The 14,903-nt window shown below is 75.2% G+C and carries 13 protein-coding genes; 7 read left to right on the top strand and 6 right to left on the bottom strand.

Annotation, left to right across the window (positions count from 1 at the left end; all coding sequences use genetic code 11):
- Positions 1 to 124: 124 nt before the first annotated feature.
- Positions 125 to 805 carry a MauE/DoxX family redox-associated membrane protein gene (locus tag FRCN3DRAFT_RS52465; RefSeq protein WP_007518082.1) on the bottom strand — a complete coding sequence of 227 codons (681 nt, stop codon included), beginning with the start codon at positions 803 to 805 and terminating at the stop codon, positions 125 to 127.
- The gene (locus FRCN3DRAFT_RS0241710) at positions 802 to 1,500 is read right to left on the bottom strand and encodes an SCO family protein (RefSeq protein WP_106410676.1); all 699 of its coding nucleotides are present in this window, start codon (positions 1,498 to 1,500) and stop codon (positions 802 to 804) included. Before FRCN3DRAFT_RS0241710 ends, FRCN3DRAFT_RS52465 begins: the two co-directional genes overlap by 4 nt.
- Before the next feature lie 518 nt (positions 1,501 to 2,018).
- Here FRCN3DRAFT_RS0241710 and FRCN3DRAFT_RS0241705 point away from each other — a divergent pair.
- Positions 2,019 to 2,396, top strand: coding sequence for a DUF3618 domain-containing protein (locus FRCN3DRAFT_RS0241705; protein ID WP_007518086.1), 378 nt, complete (start codon positions 2,019 to 2,021; stop codon positions 2,394 to 2,396).
- A 19-nt stretch (positions 2,397 to 2,415) separates the two neighbouring features.
- Positions 2,416 to 3,183 (top strand): histidine phosphatase family protein, encoded by a 768-nt coding sequence (locus tag FRCN3DRAFT_RS0241700; RefSeq protein WP_007518088.1) that lies wholly within the window; start codon positions 2,416 to 2,418, stop codon positions 3,181 to 3,183.
- On the opposite strand, the gene FRCN3DRAFT_RS0241695 is transcribed toward FRCN3DRAFT_RS0241700, so the two are convergent.
- The gene (locus FRCN3DRAFT_RS0241695) at positions 3,143 to 4,534 is read right to left on the bottom strand and encodes a lysylphosphatidylglycerol synthase transmembrane domain-containing protein (RefSeq protein WP_007518089.1); all 1,392 of its coding nucleotides are present in this window, start codon (positions 4,532 to 4,534) and stop codon (positions 3,143 to 3,145) included. The two genes, FRCN3DRAFT_RS0241700 and FRCN3DRAFT_RS0241695, sit on opposite strands and share 41 nt — an antisense overlap.
- A 429-nt stretch (positions 4,535 to 4,963) precedes the next feature.
- On the opposite strand from FRCN3DRAFT_RS0241695, the gene FRCN3DRAFT_RS0241690 reads away from it, so the two are divergent.
- A complete protein-coding gene (locus FRCN3DRAFT_RS0241690; protein ID WP_007518090.1) occupies positions 4,964 to 5,458 on the top strand; it encodes a glutathione peroxidase in 495 nt (164 codons plus the stop codon).
- A 61-nt stretch (positions 5,459 to 5,519) separates the two neighbouring features.
- Here the strand turns inward: FRCN3DRAFT_RS0241690 and FRCN3DRAFT_RS54685 are convergent, their stop codons facing one another.
- Both FRCN3DRAFT_RS54685 and FRCN3DRAFT_RS0241680 read right to left on the bottom strand, forming a co-directional pair.
- Positions 5,520 to 7,529: a hypothetical protein gene (locus tag FRCN3DRAFT_RS54685; protein ID WP_157845338.1), complete on the bottom strand. Its 2,010-nt coding sequence runs from the start codon at positions 7,527 to 7,529 to the stop codon at positions 5,520 to 5,522.
- A 213-nt stretch (positions 7,530 to 7,742) separates the two neighbouring features.
- The gene (locus FRCN3DRAFT_RS0241680; protein WP_027141418.1) at positions 7,743 to 8,399 is read right to left on the bottom strand and encodes a hypothetical protein; all 657 of its coding nucleotides are present in this window, start codon (positions 8,397 to 8,399) and stop codon (positions 7,743 to 7,745) included.
- A gap of 277 nt (positions 8,400 to 8,676) precedes the next feature.
- On the opposite strand from FRCN3DRAFT_RS0241680, the gene FRCN3DRAFT_RS0241675 reads away from it, so the two are divergent.
- From FRCN3DRAFT_RS0241675 to FRCN3DRAFT_RS55725, 4 genes are all read left to right on the top strand, one after another.
- Complete coding sequence (locus tag FRCN3DRAFT_RS0241675; protein ID WP_425343362.1) at positions 8,677 to 9,087, top strand: GroES family chaperonin; 411 nt, start codon at positions 8,677 to 8,679, stop codon at positions 9,085 to 9,087.
- Between the two features lie 502 nt (positions 9,088 to 9,589).
- The gene (locus tag FRCN3DRAFT_RS0241670) at positions 9,590 to 9,889 is read left to right on the top strand and encodes a DUF4193 family protein (protein ID WP_007518097.1); all 300 of its coding nucleotides are present in this window, start codon (positions 9,590 to 9,592) and stop codon (positions 9,887 to 9,889) included.
- Positions 9,890 to 10,085: 196 nt separating this feature from the next.
- Positions 10,086 to 12,092 carry a winged helix-turn-helix domain-containing protein gene (locus FRCN3DRAFT_RS48980; protein WP_007518099.1) on the top strand — a complete coding sequence of 669 codons (2,007 nt, stop codon included), beginning with the start codon at positions 10,086 to 10,088 and terminating at the stop codon, positions 12,090 to 12,092.
- A gap of 76 nt (positions 12,093 to 12,168) precedes the next feature.
- The gene (locus FRCN3DRAFT_RS55725) at positions 12,169 to 13,692 is read left to right on the top strand and encodes a helix-turn-helix transcriptional regulator (protein ID WP_198536226.1); all 1,524 of its coding nucleotides are present in this window, start codon (positions 12,169 to 12,171) and stop codon (positions 13,690 to 13,692) included.
- A 132-nt stretch (positions 13,693 to 13,824) separates the two neighbouring features.
- Here the strand turns inward: FRCN3DRAFT_RS55725 and FRCN3DRAFT_RS0241660 are convergent, their stop codons facing one another.
- A complete protein-coding gene (locus FRCN3DRAFT_RS0241660) occupies positions 13,825 to 14,136 on the bottom strand; it encodes a hypothetical protein (protein WP_007518103.1) in 312 nt (103 codons plus the stop codon).
- Positions 14,137 to 14,903 lie beyond the last annotated feature (767 nt).

Raw genomic sequence — 14,903 nt, 5'->3', positions numbered from 1 at the left:
GCGCGCGGGTCCCGTCCCGACTGGCCGTCGCCCCGCCCCGCCGCGCCGCCGGCGCGGGTCCGCTGCCCACCGCCTCCAGCGCCCTGGCCTGCCCGGTCGCCGGGCCCGCGGTCCGTGCCGTCGCTCATCGGTCGCGCCTCATCCGTCGTCCCGCCTCATCGTCTCTCTCGGTTCGCTCGCTGTCGCTGTCGTTCCAGGCCTCGCCGTCTTCGTTCCAGGCCTCGTCACCGTCGTCGTACTCGTCGTCGGCCGCGGCCGACCGTGACCGGCTGCCGGCCGGCGCCTCCAGCAGGCGGTCCAGAGCCAGGTAACCGGTGGGCCACCAGACGAGCAGTCCGCTGGCGACCAGAAGCAGGCTGTCGCGAATCAGCTCCGACGTGTAATGAGTGGGCGCACCCTTCGCGAGGTCGCCGCCCGAGGAGAAGCAACCGCAGTCGATGCGCAGGCCACGCGCCGCCGCGGACGCGATCGCCGCGATATACGCCGCGAGCATCAACGAGGACAGCAGCGCGCAGGCACGTACCGCCAGGCCCAGCAGGAGAAGTACGCCCAGCGCGATCTCGACGAACGGCACGGCATAGGCGACGGGATGGACCAGACCTTCCGGCAGGATCCGGAACGCGCGCACCGAGCGGACCATCCCGGCCGCGTCGCCGACCTTGAGCGCGCCGGCCGCCAGCCACAGCACCGCGAGCCCCAGCCGCAGCGCCGTGGACACCGCGCGGACCCAGGCCCGGGCCCCGAGGGTCCGGCCGCCCGCCTCGTGCTCGGCGTCCAGGTACGAGTGCGGGTGCAGGTGGGTCACGGCGTCGCCCCCTGGGCAGCCAGGACCTGAAGGTCATGGATGTAGTCGGTGATCTGGGTGCCCGGCGGGTAGCGCAGGGCCAGCCGGCCGTCGCGGCCGAATGCCAGCACGTCGGCCTCCTGGTTCTGTTCGACCACGCCGTCCGCCCGCGTGCGGGGCTGCTCCACGTCGACGCCCAGGGCCTGAGCCTGGGCCCGTACCTGGGCGAACGGGCCGGTCAGGCCGTAGAAGCCGAAGCCCGGGTCGAAGTGGTGCAGCCAGGCGGCCAGCACGGCCGGAGTGTCGCGCGCCGGGTCGGTGCTGACGAACACCACCCGGACCCGGGCCCGCACCGCCGGGTCGAGCTCGCCCATCGCCTGCGCGAGGTCGGCCATCGTCGCCGGGCACACGTCGCGGCAGTGGGTGTAGCCGAAGTACACCAGCGTCACCAGGCCGGCGGTCGTGGCGCGCAGGTCGAAGGGGCGCCCGTCGGTCCCGGTCAGGTCCAGGGCCGGCTTCGGCGCGGGCGTCGCCGGGCTGATCCCGTGCAGGCCGTCGGAACGCCGCTCGCCGACCGCCGCGGCACGCATGCCGGGGGTGCGGTCCGCGCACGCCGTCGAGCCCGCGAGCAGCACCGCCAACGTCAGCACGGCCATCGGCTGGGAGGTCCGGCGCGCCTGCGAGGTGGCGACCATGATCCTCCGCGTTGAGAGCATGAACAGACGGGGCGGCCCCGCTGGGCACCGGATACGCGTCGACGTGCCGCCACCCGCCGGCAGGTCCTGGTACGTGTCGGCGCCGTGCCACGACGGGCGTGGCCAGGCGTAACCGTAAACGAAGGACGGCGGCGCAGCGTTTCCGGAGAACTGGTCGGGTCGTCCGGCGCATAGCGGGCGAAGGGTGGGGACCATGGCGGCCCGTCGCGCCGGTCGGCCTGTGGTCCCGGCGCCGGTCGGTTCCCATCCTCGGCCCCGACGGCTCCTCGGCCCCGACGGCCCTGATTGGTGCTAACGGGTGTTTGGGCTCGTCAGGGGCTGGCGGGTCTGGCACTCTTGGCAGTGGACCCGTCGGCCGTTGACCGGCGGTAGGCCACGGGCTGTGGCAACCGGCAGCCGATGGGTATGACCGTGCTGGGCGGGTTCGCGAGGAACCGCCGGCCGCGGCCGCCCTCGGGCGAAATCGCCGGTCGCACGACCCCGTGGTCGTCGGCCGTGGGAGACGAGAGGTCAGATCGGTGCCGCAGGACCCAGCGACCATTCAGCGCCAGATCGACGAGACCCGCGCGGAGCTGGCGGAGACCATCGACGCGATCGCCGACATCGTCAGCCCTCGCCGCGTCGCCGAACGCGCGGGCGAGCAGGTACGGGCGAAGGTGGCCGAGCTGCGGGCCCGGGTCGGCCACGGTGGAGAGCCGCTCGAGCTCGCCGCCGACGGCACGACGCCGCCCGCGGCTCTGCCCGCGCCGCGCGCCGCCCTGACGGCGGCGCCGGGCGCGCCGGGGCAGGCGTCGGGCGGGCGCACGGTGCGGTGGGGTCGGGTGGCACTCGCGGTCGGCGCCACCACGCTCCTGGTGGTGCGCACCACGCGGCGCCGCCGGCATCGCCGCGGCTGAGGCCGGGCAGGCAGCGCCGATGAGCCTGGACATCCCCGGCGGTGGCGTGCCGCCCGGCCGTATCGTGCTGATCCGCCACGGTGAGACCGACTGGAGCCGGTCCGGCCGGCACACCGGTCGAACCGACATCGCGCTCACCCAGGAGGGCGAGCGCAGGGCGGCGTCACTACGCCCCGCCCTGCGCGACCATCGCTTCATCCTGGTCGCCACCAGCCCCCGCGCGCGGGCGGTCCGCACCGCGGACCTCGCCGGTCTGAGCCCCGCGACTCCCGCCTCCCCGGTACCCACCGCGGACGCGCTCGCGACCGGAGCGGACACGGCGGACGCGGCCGGCGCCCAGGCCGCAGCCGGCGCGGAGGTCCTGGCGCGAGAGATCTGGCCGGAGCTCGCCGAGTGGGACTACGGCGACCTGGAGGGCCTCACCACGCCCCGGATCCGCGAGGACCAGCCGGGCTGGACGATCTGGACCGGTCAGGTGCCGGGCGGCGAGAGCGCCGCGCAGGTCGCGGCGCGCGCCGACGCCGTGCTGGACCGCGCCCGGCCGCTGCTGCGCGACGGCGACGTCGCGCTCGTTGGCCACGGCCACTTCTCGCGGATGGTGATCGCGCGCTGGCTTGGTCTGGAGCCGGGGCGAGGCGCGTCGTTCCTGCTGGAGCCGGCGAGCATCTCGGTCCTCACGCACGAGCGGGAGACGAGGGTGCTCGGCGGGCTGAACCTGCGGCCCGCGGAGCACACGACGCCGGCGGCTACAGATCTCCTCGCCGTCGCAGCGCGGTCAGGGCGATGATGCCGGGAATCACCGGCAGCCAGTAGCCGATCAGCCGGTAGACCAGCACGGCGGCCACCATCGCGGCGGCCGGGCCGCCGGCCGCGGTGAGGCCGATGGCGAGGGCTGGCTCGATCGCGCCGACATTGCCGGCCGTCGGTGCCGCGCCGGCGACCGCCGAACCGACCAGGTAGACCGCCGCCACCGAGAGCACCGAGACCTGGCCGCCGAACGCCCGCTCGCTCGCGGTCAGCGCGATCACCTGCGCGACCTTCGTACCGGCGAGCGAGGTGGTCAGCAGGGTGGTCCTGCCGGGGGAGTGGGTGAGCCCCCGCAGGTGCGCCAGGAACGTCGCGGCCGGCGCGCGCAGCCGGTCGCGCACCCCGCGGCGGCTGAGCACCAGTCCCAGCGCCGCGAGGACCGCGACGACGGCGATGCACGTCGGCCCGATCCCGACGCTGGCCAGCGTGTCGCGCAACGGCCCCGTCAGCGAGGCGGTGATGCGGGAATCGCCCAGCAGCCCCGCGACGAGGGCGAGCGCGGCCAGGTGCACCAGGCCGCAGACCACCCGCAGCGAGGCGATCGTCGCGAGGCCCGCCGAACGGGCGAGCCCGCGGCGTTCCAGGAAACGCAGGTTGACGGCGATCGCGCCGAGCCCGGCCGGGATGATCCGGTTCGCGGCGGCCGCGGCGCACTGGACCGCCGTCGACACCCGTACGCCCAGCGGTAGGCCGCTGCCGGCCCGCAGCGCGACTCCGTTCGTGATGTAGTAGAGCACCGCCCCGAACCCGCACAGCAGGAGCCAGGGCCAGTTCGGCGCCGGCACGTCGGCCAGCTGCTTCTCGACGTCGGCCCGGAACCGGAAGGCGAGCACCGCCAGCGGCACGCCGAGCACCGCGCCGAGGATCAGCGTGCGCCGCCTGGGCATGCGCAGCGTGGGCCGCAGTCGGGCCGAGAGATCGACGTCGCACGCGTCCAGGACGCGCGGACGCGCGCGCTTCGGTGTGGCGAGCCGTCGCGGCACCGGCAGCACCGCGCCGCCCGCACCCGCCGCTGCGACCGCCGGGCCGGCAAGCGCGCCCGACGTGGCCAGGACCGGCCGGACGGGCCCGCTCGCGAACAGGGGAATCGCCGGGAAGCCGTGGAAGACGGGGATGGCGGCTGGCCCGGCGGTCGCCGCGACGGTGGGCTGGCGGGGGAGCAGCCGGACGGTGAGCTGACCGGAGAACGCCGCTCGCGGCGGACGGGCGGCGCGAGCGCCCCGCGACCGCCTCGACGGCCGGCCGGCCTCCTCGCGTGGTCCGCGGCCGGTGGCTGGTAGCCCCGCCGGGGACAAGGGACGCGCCGTCGTCCCGGTCTGTCCCTCTGCCATCAGCGCCGGAGTCTCGATGACGGGCTCCCCTCGGCCAGATACTCGGTAGGCGAAGTCGGTCCGGTTACCAGCCGGTTCCGGCCAGCTCCGCCCGTCTCATTGTGCGCACGGCCGTGTGCGCTCGGCTATTCCTGCCGCGGACCCCTCGCTGGGGATCCCGGTCACTCTGGTTCGCCCCCGTTGGCGAGTCCCGACGCATCCGAATTGCCGGTCACCTCGGCCTATGCAGCGTCATTGTGGGTGCGCTATGCGGCCTGTCGCCCCGTCGGCGGTGTCCGACTGTGGTCGGACGGGCGAAGTGTCGGTGTGGCTGGCATCGGACGATGCCGGGCGGTCATGACCTACTGTGACATTAGCCTCCGGGGGCAGGGGGACTTTCGGGCGACGGGGCGGCCACGGCAAGGTGGGCTCCGATGGAAGGAGCCAGTCATGGCTGATCTGTTCGACCTGCAGGTAAGCACCCTCAGTGGCGAGGACACCACGTTCGGTGCGCTCGCCGATGGCCGTGTCGCTCTGGTGGTCAACGTTGCCAGTCGCTGCGGACTTACACCCCAGTACGCCGGGCTCGAGGCGCTGCACGAGGAGCTGGCCGCGCGGGGGTTCACCGTGCTCGGCTTTCCGTGTAACCAGTTCATGGGCCAGGAACCCGGCAGTTCCGAGGAAATCGCCCAGTTCTGCTCGGCGACCTACGGGGTGACCTTCCCGCTGACGTCGAAGATCGAGGTGAACGGCCCGGGCCGCCACCCCGTCTATGACGTGTTGACCCAGGCAGCGGACCCCGAGGGCACAGCGGGCGACGTCACGTGGAACTTCGAGAAGTTCGTCGTCGGCGCCGACGGGACGGTGCTCGCCAGGTTCCGTCCGGGCACGGACCCGGCGGACCCGGAGCTGCGGGCCACCATCGAGAAGGCTCTCACCGCCTGAGCGGTCCAACCGCCGGGCGATCCCCGGCGGTTGGGTGGGACCGGGTGGCCCCTGTCCAGATCTATATGACGTCAATGCCGTCGAGGATCGGATCGCGCCGCGACATCCACTCCGGGGTCACGTCGTCGGGTACGGGCGGCCCGAGACGGCGTGCCGTCGGGTCGTTCGGGCGGCCGGTGACCGGGTCCACGCTATCGGTGTGGATCGACCGGTGCGGCGGGGGCGGAGCCGAGATCGAGCGGCTCTGGCCGCGCGGCGGGCCGGCCGGCGGGCGCAACCGCGGGTCGATCGAGCCGGGCAGGCCACCTCCGCCGGCGGGCCCGAACGAGCCGGCCCCGCCACCCGGCTGGGCGGGTGGCACCGGTCCACCCGGTCCACCCGGGCCTCCAGGTCCGGCGGGGCGGTGCTGCGTCTCGGTGAAGTAGCCGCCGTAACCGGGCTCCGGCCGCCCCTGCTCGGGACGAGGCGGGTAGTAGGAGGCGGGTGGTTCTCCTCGGCCCTGGCCGGGCTGGCCGGGCGGCCCCAGGTTGGGGCGCGCGGGGCCGGGGGCGCCAGGACCGGCCGGTCCACCGCCCGGATATCCGGAACGGGCGGCCGCGGGACGTGGCCCGGACTGGCTCGGCGGCATCGACTGGCCCGGAACCGCCGGCTGTCCCGGCGCGCCGGGCGGCGCGGAGAGCCCCGGCAGGCCAACCCCCGGAGGGGGCGTGCTGGGCGGGGGCGGGACACCGGGAGGCAGCTGCCCGCCCCGTGGGAAGGATGACGCGCCCGCCGGGTACCCCCGACCCTCCCCACGGTCCTCCCAGCGGGTGTCCCGGGCGGACGAGGTCGATCCGGGCGGCAGCCCGGGCTCCGCCGGCCCGCCGGGAGCCCCGGGCCGCGCGGAGGGGCGGTCCTGTCCCTGCGGCCGCTGCCCGCCGGTGGGCTGACCCGGCGGTTGGAGGCGCGCCGGCGGTGCGTCGGCTGACGGCTGCCGCTGCGCGGTTGGCGGCTGGTAGCGGGCCTGCGCGCCGGTGTTCCCGTCGTGGCCCTGCTGGAACTGGCCCTCGGCCGGAGGCGGGAAGACCGGCAGCGCGCCGGTCATCCCCGGCGGCGGCAGGATGGGGTGCGCACCGGTCATGCCGGGCGGGAAGCTGAGGCTCGCGGCCGTCGTCCCCGGCGGCGGGAACGCCGGGTTGGCACCGCCTGTCTCGGGCGGCGGGAACGCCGGATAACTCTCCCCTGGCGGCGGGATGTGCGGCATCGGCCCGGTCGGCGGGGGAGTGGGCACGCCGCCGCGCGCGTTGATGGGCGGTGCAGTGGCCGGTGGCGACGACGGCGGCGGTGGCGTGGTGGGCGGAGACGCCGGTGGCGGCGCCTGCCGGGACGCCGTCGGGATGAGGACGCCCCGGCCGACCGTGGCCGGCGGCGTGGCGTCGGCTGGCCGGGGCGCGGCCGGCGGATCGGGCAACATGCCCGGCGTGAGGCGGCCGTCGGGCGCCACGACGGGATGCCCTCGGGCGGCTCTCGCCGGATCCGGGGTTCCTGCTCGATTGCCGGCAGAGTCCCGGCCGGCCGGGCGAAGCCCGTCTGGCAGGTCGGCGATCCGGGGGAGCTGCTGGCTGGCCGGCGGCTGCGCGGCGGCGCGGGCGGCAGGCTGGAAGCGCTGGTCGGTTCCCGCCGCGGCGACGAGGTGCGCCCCGGACTGTGGCTGCGCGAGCTGCGCGAGCTGCGCGGGCTGCGCGCCCGCGGTCGCGAATGCTCCGGTGGCGGCGCCCGCGGCGGCACGGGGCCGCCGGGTGACGCCGGGCAGCGGGCGGGGTGCGGCGGCCTCCTGGTCGGCCGCGGGCAGCTCGGGCGGCAGGCCGGTGACAGCCAGGACGGAGGCACACGGCCAAAGACGGTCGCAGCCGAGGCAGACGTCGAACTCGTTGGGCCGGTGGAGGTCGATGAGCGCGAGCAGGGATCGGATGTGCTCGATCGTGCGCGGCCCGGCGAGCACCGGGCCGCTCCTGATCATGTCAAGTTCCGAGCACAGCCGACCGTAGTAACGCTCGACGTCGGAATCGTCCTGATCCTCCATTATTGCCAAGCATGCACCATGAGGCCAAGCGTCGCGCGAGCGGTACCCGGCGAGCTCGGGCAGGGATTCGTCGTCGCGCCGGCGCACCGGGCGGCGGCGCGACGCTCCCGCCTATCCATGCCGGACATCACTACTGATGCCGGGCAGCCGGCGGCGAGCCCGGTGAGACACCCCGCGGATGCCTCGCCGGGCGGTCGGGCCCGCATGGCGGGACCGTCCCGTTCACCCGCGCTCGGGCCGGACCTCGTCGCCGCGGCGGACCTGCCGCATGAGGCCCTCCTGCAGGCGGGCGAACTCCTCGATGTACGGGCTGTCCCCCTGGTTCGGCGCGCCGGGCAGGTCCTTGCCGGGCTGGCCGCGGTCGAACGCCGGCTCGAAGCCGGCGTAGGGGCCGCCGCTGGGCCGGTCCGGCTGGCCGCCGTCGAACGACGGGTAGTGGCCGCCGCCCTGCCCGGAGGGCCCGCCGCGCTCGGGCGGCGCCTCGTAGGCCGGGTAGTTCGGCATCCCGTTCGGCGGCGGCGTGGGCGGCCGCTCGGGTGGGCCGTCGAACGACGGGTAGTGCGCGCCGGCCGGTGCGGCGGGCCGGTCGTTGCCGCCGTCGTAGCCGAACGGGGAGGAACCGTTGCTCGACGGGGCCGGGCTGATCGACAGTGGCGCGGAGCGCAGCGCGTCCGCGCCCGCCTCCGGCTCGTTCGACAGGAAACCGTCGGTCTGCGGGAAGATCCGCGCCGACAGGCTGACCGACATCGGGTCGCTGCCGTAGGTGATCACGTCTACCTGGTCGTCCGGGCCGATGCCGCCGTTACGGGCAAGGTCGACGAACCGGAACAGATCTGCCCAGCGCAGGCCGTCCAGGTCCACACTGATCCGCAGTGCCATGCTGTGCCCCGTCCCGTGAGCAGTCGTCATGCCGACGGCCCGCCTGTGCGCGCGACCGCCCGCTCGCGTCGGGCCGCCGAATGGGCCCGTCGCCCCGCGGGTGCTTGCCCGCGCCCCGATGTGGAGGTGTCCAACTCCGGGTGATGGGCGGCAGCTTATACCGCGTTGGGTAGGCGTTCCTCATCCGGGAAGCTTCATCGCCCGGTGGCGGGAGCGTGCACCCCTGTAGCGGCGTTTCTTGGGCGCGCGACGAGATGTGGGTCATAGGCGACGGCGGATGGAAGGCGGAGCTGGAGGTAGTGTGCCGCGGGTGACAAGTCTTTCCGGCGGTGTCAACGGCATCGGCGGCACAGCTGGGGTTGACATGCGTACCGGCTCGCTGCCGATCAGACTGCTGCACGATCGTGTTCTGGTCGAGCCGCGGGAGGACTCGGTCGACCGGCGGTCGAAGGCCGGCATCGTCATCCCGGCCACCGCGCAGATGGGCAAGCGCCTGGGCTGGGCGGATGTCGTCGCGGTCGGCACCGCGGTGCGCACCATCCAGGTCGGTGACCGTGTGCTGTTCGATCCCGAGGACCGCGCCGAGGTCGAGCTCCACGGCTCGACCTATGTCCTCATGCGCGAGCGTGACGTCCACGCCGTCGCGGCCGAGCGCCTGGACGACGGTCTCACCGGCCTTTATCTCTAGCCCCACCTTCCGGGCATTCGCGATGTGGCCGGACAGACACCGGAAAGACCACCGCGGAATTGGCCCGCGCCAGGTCCGGGGCCGTATCCTTCGCACCGGCCTTGATGATCGAGGCGGGTGGCGGCGGTCCAGGACCTCCGGCGTCCGCCTCGGCTGGCGAGGACGACCTCGCCGGACCCGCTCAGGCGGTACCTGCACGGGGAATTGTGGACATGCGGCGCCGGGACGTTCCGGCGCCGATGGCATTGCGTAATGTGACCACCCGATCCCGTTCAGATACGGGCCTGGCGGGTATCGACGCCTGTCGTGGACGACGGAATCCCGCGAGCCTGGTCGATCGGGCCTGACGGCGCGTGCGCGTGCGGACGGTAGCGCCAGCGGGCGGGGGCGGATGGGGTTGCCGCCCGCCGGTCTGGCGACTGGCGGCGAGGGGGCGGGTCGGCCCGCCTCGCCGCTGCCCGGGAGACCGGCGGAGGCCGACCCCTGGACTGGAAGGAGAGGCATGGCTCGCGACTTGGACGCCAGGCGTGGCGCCGACGCGGACGACGATGATCTTCAGGAGCAGAGCCTGGAGTCGTTGAAGGCGCAGCGCCTCGGCGCCGCGGCCGACCTGGGCGACGACGTGGATGCCCTGGAGGTCGAGCTGGACCTGCCGGACGCGGAGGTGCGCGACGAGGAGCTCGCGCTGCGCGTGCTGCCGCGGCAGGCCGACGAGTTCACCTGCACGAGCTGCTTCCTCGTACACCACCGCAGCCAGCTGGCTGACGCTCGTCGAACGGTCTGCACCGACTGCGCGGCCTGAGAGGTCTGCGCGGTCGCACGGGCCTCCGGCCGCGCGGCTCGTCCGGGCCGTGCGCGCCTGTCGGCCTGCGCCCACCGGCTCCTCCGGCGTCGGGAGGCGGCGGGCGACACGCGCTCGCGACAGAGAGTGAGACTCCAGCTACCGTACGGTGGGAGCTGGGGGTGAGGGTATGCCGGGGGATGGGGAGGACGCGTGCGTGGGGTCAGCCCGCGCGCGGGACGTCCGGACCGGCATCGCGGCACGCCCCGGCCACGACGGCGCTGACGCGGCCGGCGGCGGGCCACCGCCACGGCGTGGTCAACTCGCCCCGCCCACGCTGCCGGCGCCGTACCTCCCCCGCCCACGGCTGTGGGAGATCCTCGACCAGGGCAGCGGACGTGGGCTGACCGTCGTGCGCGGCCCGGCGGGCTGCGGCAAGACGACGCTGATCGCCTCCTGGTATCTCGCCCGCCGGGACACGCTCCCGATCGTCTGGTTGCGCGTCGACGCCGGACCCCCGCTGTGGGAGCACCTGCTCGCCGCGCTGGCGGGTCATCCCGAGGCCGCCCTCGACGTCGAGCGTGGCGGGCTGCGACCGCCGCCGCCCGGCGCGCCGGTGAACCGCTTCTGGCGCGACCTGGTCGATGTCCTGTCGCGCGGGCGTCCCGCGCCGTTGGTGCTGGCCATCGACGACGTCGAGCTGGTCCGCGACGAGGCGGACATCGCCGGCCTGCGGCTGCTCGCCACCGAGGCGACGGGCATCCGGCTGGTGCTGTGTGGCCGCCGGATACCGGTCGCCACCCACCGGACGCGGGCGGCGGGTCAGCTCACCGAGATCGGCCCCGACCAGCTCGCGTTCGACGCCGAGGAGACCGGGCGGCTGCTCGCGGCGCTGCGCGCGCCGGCCGCCGCCGGCCCCGGCCTGCTGTCCGTCACCGAGGGCTGGGCCGCGGGGCTCCGGCTGGCCGCCGGAGTCCTGGTGTCGAGGCCGGCGCCGGCGGGCTCGTCCGGCCAGGCGGCCGGCGTCCGAGCGGCCGGCACCTGGCCGGCGGCCACCGCGCTCGGCCCGGCCGGGGCGCGGGATCACGCCAGTGCCGGCCTGGCGGATGGCGGACGGGGCCGCCCGGGGCGTCCAGCTCTGCCATCCGCGGCGTTCGCGCCGGTCGCGGAGTACCTGCGGGCCGAGGCGCTCGCCGCCATGCCCGCGCCGGTGCGTCCCCTGCTTCTGCGCACCAGCGTGCTCGACCAGGTGTGCGCGCCGCTGGCGGAGGCGGTCGTGGCCGAGCACGGTGGCGGGGACCGGCTGCTCGCCGAGCTCGCCGCCGGCGACATCCTCGCCACCCAGCTCCCGCTCCCGCCACCGCCCGACCTCGAGACGGCCGCGCCGACCGAGCCCGCGGACGTCACCACGGCGGCACCGTGGTTCCGGTACCACCAGCTGCTGCGCGGCATGCTGCGGGAGGCGCTGCGCCGGGACCCGACCGAGGACGAGGCCGAGCTCAACCTGCGTGCCGCGCTCTGGTACGCGGCGAACCGCCGGCTCGTCGACGCGGCCCGGCATGCCCGGCGCGCCGGCGACTGGCGCTACCTCGCCTGCCTGGTCGCGCGAGGCACGGTCCCGCTCGTCCTGCAGGGCGACCTGCCGGACCTGGCGGCGCTGGTGACCGGCTACCCGGACCGGGCCGCCGGGCTTGGTCCCGAGTGCGCCACGGTCGCCGCGCTTGCCCGGGTGCTCACCGGAGACGTCGTGGCGGCCGGTGAGTACCTGGAGCTGGCGCGGGCAGGAGCGAGCGTGGCCGCGGCGGCGGTTCCCGCGGGCGTGGCCTGGGCGGGACCCGCCGGTCACGAGCAGGCGGGCGACGGCGCGGCGGCGACGGCGCGGCGGTCGTTGCTGATGGCGATCGAGGCCGTCGAGCTGCGGCGCGCCGAGCTGGCCGGCGACGCCGACGCCATGGTGGCCGCGGCACGCCGGGCACTGCGGGCGCGATCTGGGGGGGGGGGCCCCGCCCGGCCCGGCCGAGGGCCTGCCCGACGGGCTGCGTCCGCTCGCCCTGTGCGCTCGCGGCCGCGCCGAGCTGTGGCGCGGCCGGCTCGAGGCGGCCGAGGACGCGCTGCGTACCGCGCTCGCCGAGGCGCGCTCGACCGGCCTCGGCGGCGCCACGGCGAGCTGCCTCGGCGCGCTGGCACTCGGCTCCGCCCTGCGCGGGCGGTTGCGCCTCGGTGAGGAGACCGCCGCCGCGGCGCTCGCGGTGATGACCGGGCCGCGCGGCGTAGATCCACGTGGCATCGAGGGGGGCGGGTTGAGCCGGCGCGACCAGGATGACCTGGAGCGGCTGGCCCGGCTCGTGGGCTCGCCCGCGCCGGTCGGCGCCGTCGAGGCACTGCTGGCGTTGGCGGTCGTCGCGGGTTACCGGGGAGACGTCGAGCGCGGGCTTGCCTGGGTGGATCAGGCGGTCCTCGCCGCCGGCCCGGGCCCGGCCGGCCAGCTGCCGGATCTGGCGAACGTCCTGCGCGCCTGGCTTCACCTGGGGCGACGCGGCGCCGACGACCTGCGGGCGGCGCGGCGCGCGCTGGGCGCGGTCCCGACCCGCGGGGGGCCGGCGTTGCTGCTGGCGCTGCGCGAGGCCACGCAGGCCGATCTGCTGGTCGTCGGCGGCAACCCTGACGCGGCGCTGCGACTGCTGGAACGCGACGAGGCGGCCGGGCGGCGCGACGGCCCGGCCGCGCGGCTTGCCAGGGGCCGCGCCCAGCTGGCTCAGGGTGACGCCGCGGCCGCCGCGCTCACGGTCGCCCCGTTGCTGCGCGCCGACGGCGGTGGCGTGGTGAGTGTGGTCGGGGCCTGCGCGGTCAGCGCGCTCGCGGCGACCCGCCGGGGTGACGGAGCCGCGGCGGGCGGCCTGCTCGCGCGAGCCTTCGCGCTCGCTCAGGACGAGCCGCTGGTACGCCCCTTTCTCGAGCTGGGTTCCGAGGTCGTCGGACTGACCGAGGCGCACCCGAGCCTGTCGGACGCCGCGCCCGCGCTGGTCGCCGCGCTGCGGGCGAGGTTCGCCCGCGAGCCCCGGCGGCGGCCGGTGGAGCCGGCGGTGGGTGCCGGGCCCGGACAGGCCGCGGCAGGCGTCCGCCCGGTCGCGGTGCCCGCCGCGCGCAGGGCTCCAGGCCCCGCCGCAGGCGTCCCGCCCGTGCCGGCGCACCGGCCGGAGGCGGCCGCGCACGGCGAGGAGTGGGAGACGCGGGGCACCGGTGGTGGGGACGCAGACCGTCCCTCGCCGCTGTCCGCCGTGCCAGGGTCGACCGCCGCACCGGGGGCGTTCGCCGGGCCAGGGGCCGCCCCGCCGCCGCCCGCCGCGGGCCCGGGGGAGGGCCGTGGCTGGGTGAGCCCGGCGGGGGCCTCCAGCGGGCATCCATCGACCGTCCAATCCGCGGCGCAGGCCCAGCCACCAGGACCCTCGGCCGCGCCTGGACTCCGGCGCGGCGACGCGGGCCGGACGCCGCGGACTTCCGGAGCATCCGGAGCGGGGCAGCTGGCTGAGCTGGTCGCCGGAGGCCACTCCCCGGCGTCCGGTGGCCAGCCGCGGCTGGCGGGCGACGAGCTGGGCGCGCGGCAGCAGCCGTCTCGGGCCGGGCGAGGGGCCGACCGGCTCAGCGAGCGGGAGCTCGCCGTGCTCAGCTACCTGCCGACGATGCTGACGACGGCGGAGATCGCCGCCGAGCTGTACGTCTCCGTCAACACGGTGAAGACGCACCTGAAAAGCATCTACCGCAAGCTCGACGTGGCCAGGAGGCGGGACGCGGTGCACCGTGCCCGCGCCCTGCACCTGCTCTGAACCCGCGCTGAGAGCCCCGGCGCGGGTCTGCGGGCCCACGGGAGGCCAGGCCGACTCGCGGTGCGGCGCGGCTGCCCGACCCGGGTGTTCCGGGCCGGGCAGCCGACGCGGGGCGGTTCTCGGGACACCCGCCTACTCGGCACGATCCTCTGGGTGCCATCCGCCGGGGCCGGTGGAGACGGGCGGCGCGGCCCGGCCGTGTGGCGGCGCGCGCAAGGGGCTGACAGGCCAGCCACCGAGCTCGGCCGGCGGATCCGTCGGTGGCCGCTGCCAGCCGAGGTCCGGATTGAACAGCCAGATGAGCCGGATCACCAGGGTGACGATCCCCGCGATGGCCAGGATCAGGCCCAGGGCCGGCAGGTTCAGGCCGTGGATGTGCCACGTGACCGCGTACCGGAGAATCGCGCCGGCCACGATCATGAAGATCGACGAGCCGATGGTCACCGCTGCTCACCCCTCTCGGGCCGCGGTCGCCGGCATCAGCCGACGCGCGGGCACGGCCGCGGGCCGGCCGGTCGAACGAGCCGGACCCGGCGGGCCGTGTCGCCGGACTCCATACCCTCGGTAGCAACCAGTTACACAGTGTGAAAGAGAATGGCCGAGTGGTGTGGACTTATTGCCTCTAGTCCGGAAATGGCCCATGTGTGCGGAGCGTGAGTAGCACCATTAGGTGATGTCGGGACGATCATCATGTACGTACAGCAATCGCCTGGTCACTCTCGATAGAGCGAGAGCGCTCTCATAGGACTTTAGGCCCTAGTTGGATCTCTCGATCGGTAGTCGGTGTTGGCAAGAGGTAAAAAGTCCCGGCCCCCGTCTAGCGTGCCTCGGAAGGGGGCCCTACGCTGACCCAACATGTCCAGCTTGGTCGGTAATACTCCGGCGACATCGCCGCTACCGACTAGTAACGAGGGTGTCGACCGGATCCGGAGGCAGGCGTGGCAGACCGCATGCTTGATGGCGTGAGGGATACTGTTCTGGACGGTATGGCCGGAATCCCGCCGGTTCGTCGCCAGCCAAGACCGGTGACAATCGACACACCATCCGCGGTCCTGCGCGGACCAGCCCCGCGTCTGGAGACCCCCGCGGTTCGGCGACATGCCACCGCTCCAGCAAACGCGTCCATCGGGAACACGGCGATGGGACGGAACGCGTCGTCGGCCGGGCTCCCCGCGCCGCGCGTCGGAATCAACACCACGGCACAGGCCACA

It is taken from the genome of Pseudofrankia saprophytica (assembly GCF_000235425.2).
Lineage (GTDB): Bacteria > Actinomycetota > Actinomycetes > Frankiales > Frankiaceae > Pseudofrankia > Pseudofrankia saprophytica.
The sequence above is the reverse complement of the archived record's forward strand: the minus strand, read 5'-3'. Positions and strand labels throughout refer to the sequence as shown.

Bases quoted from the DNA above. Each gene is read 5' to 3' on its own strand.
- FRCN3DRAFT_RS0241695 (WP_007518089.1), bottom strand. From the start codon at position 4,534: ATGGCAGAGGGACAGACCGGGACGACGGCGCGTCCCTTGTCCCCGGCG.
- FRCN3DRAFT_RS0241680 (WP_027141418.1), bottom strand. From the start codon at position 8,399: ATGGCACTGCGGATCAGTGTGGACCTGGACGGCCTGCGCTGGGCAGAT.
- FRCN3DRAFT_RS0241670 (WP_007518097.1), top strand. From the start codon at position 9,590: ATGGCTCGCGACTTGGACGCCAGGCGTGGCGCCGACGCGGACGACGAT.
- FRCN3DRAFT_RS0241675 (WP_425343362.1), top strand. From the start codon at position 8,677: ATGGAAGGCGGAGCTGGAGGTAGTGTGCCGCGGGTGACAAGTCTTTCC.
- FRCN3DRAFT_RS0241710 (WP_106410676.1), bottom strand. From the start codon at position 1,500: ATGCTCTCAACGCGGAGGATCATGGTCGCCACCTCGCAGGCGCGCCGG.
- FRCN3DRAFT_RS0241700 (WP_007518088.1), top strand. From the start codon at position 2,416: ATGAGCCTGGACATCCCCGGCGGTGGCGTGCCGCCCGGCCGTATCGTG.
- FRCN3DRAFT_RS0241690 (WP_007518090.1), top strand. From the start codon at position 4,964: ATGGCTGATCTGTTCGACCTGCAGGTAAGCACCCTCAGTGGCGAGGAC.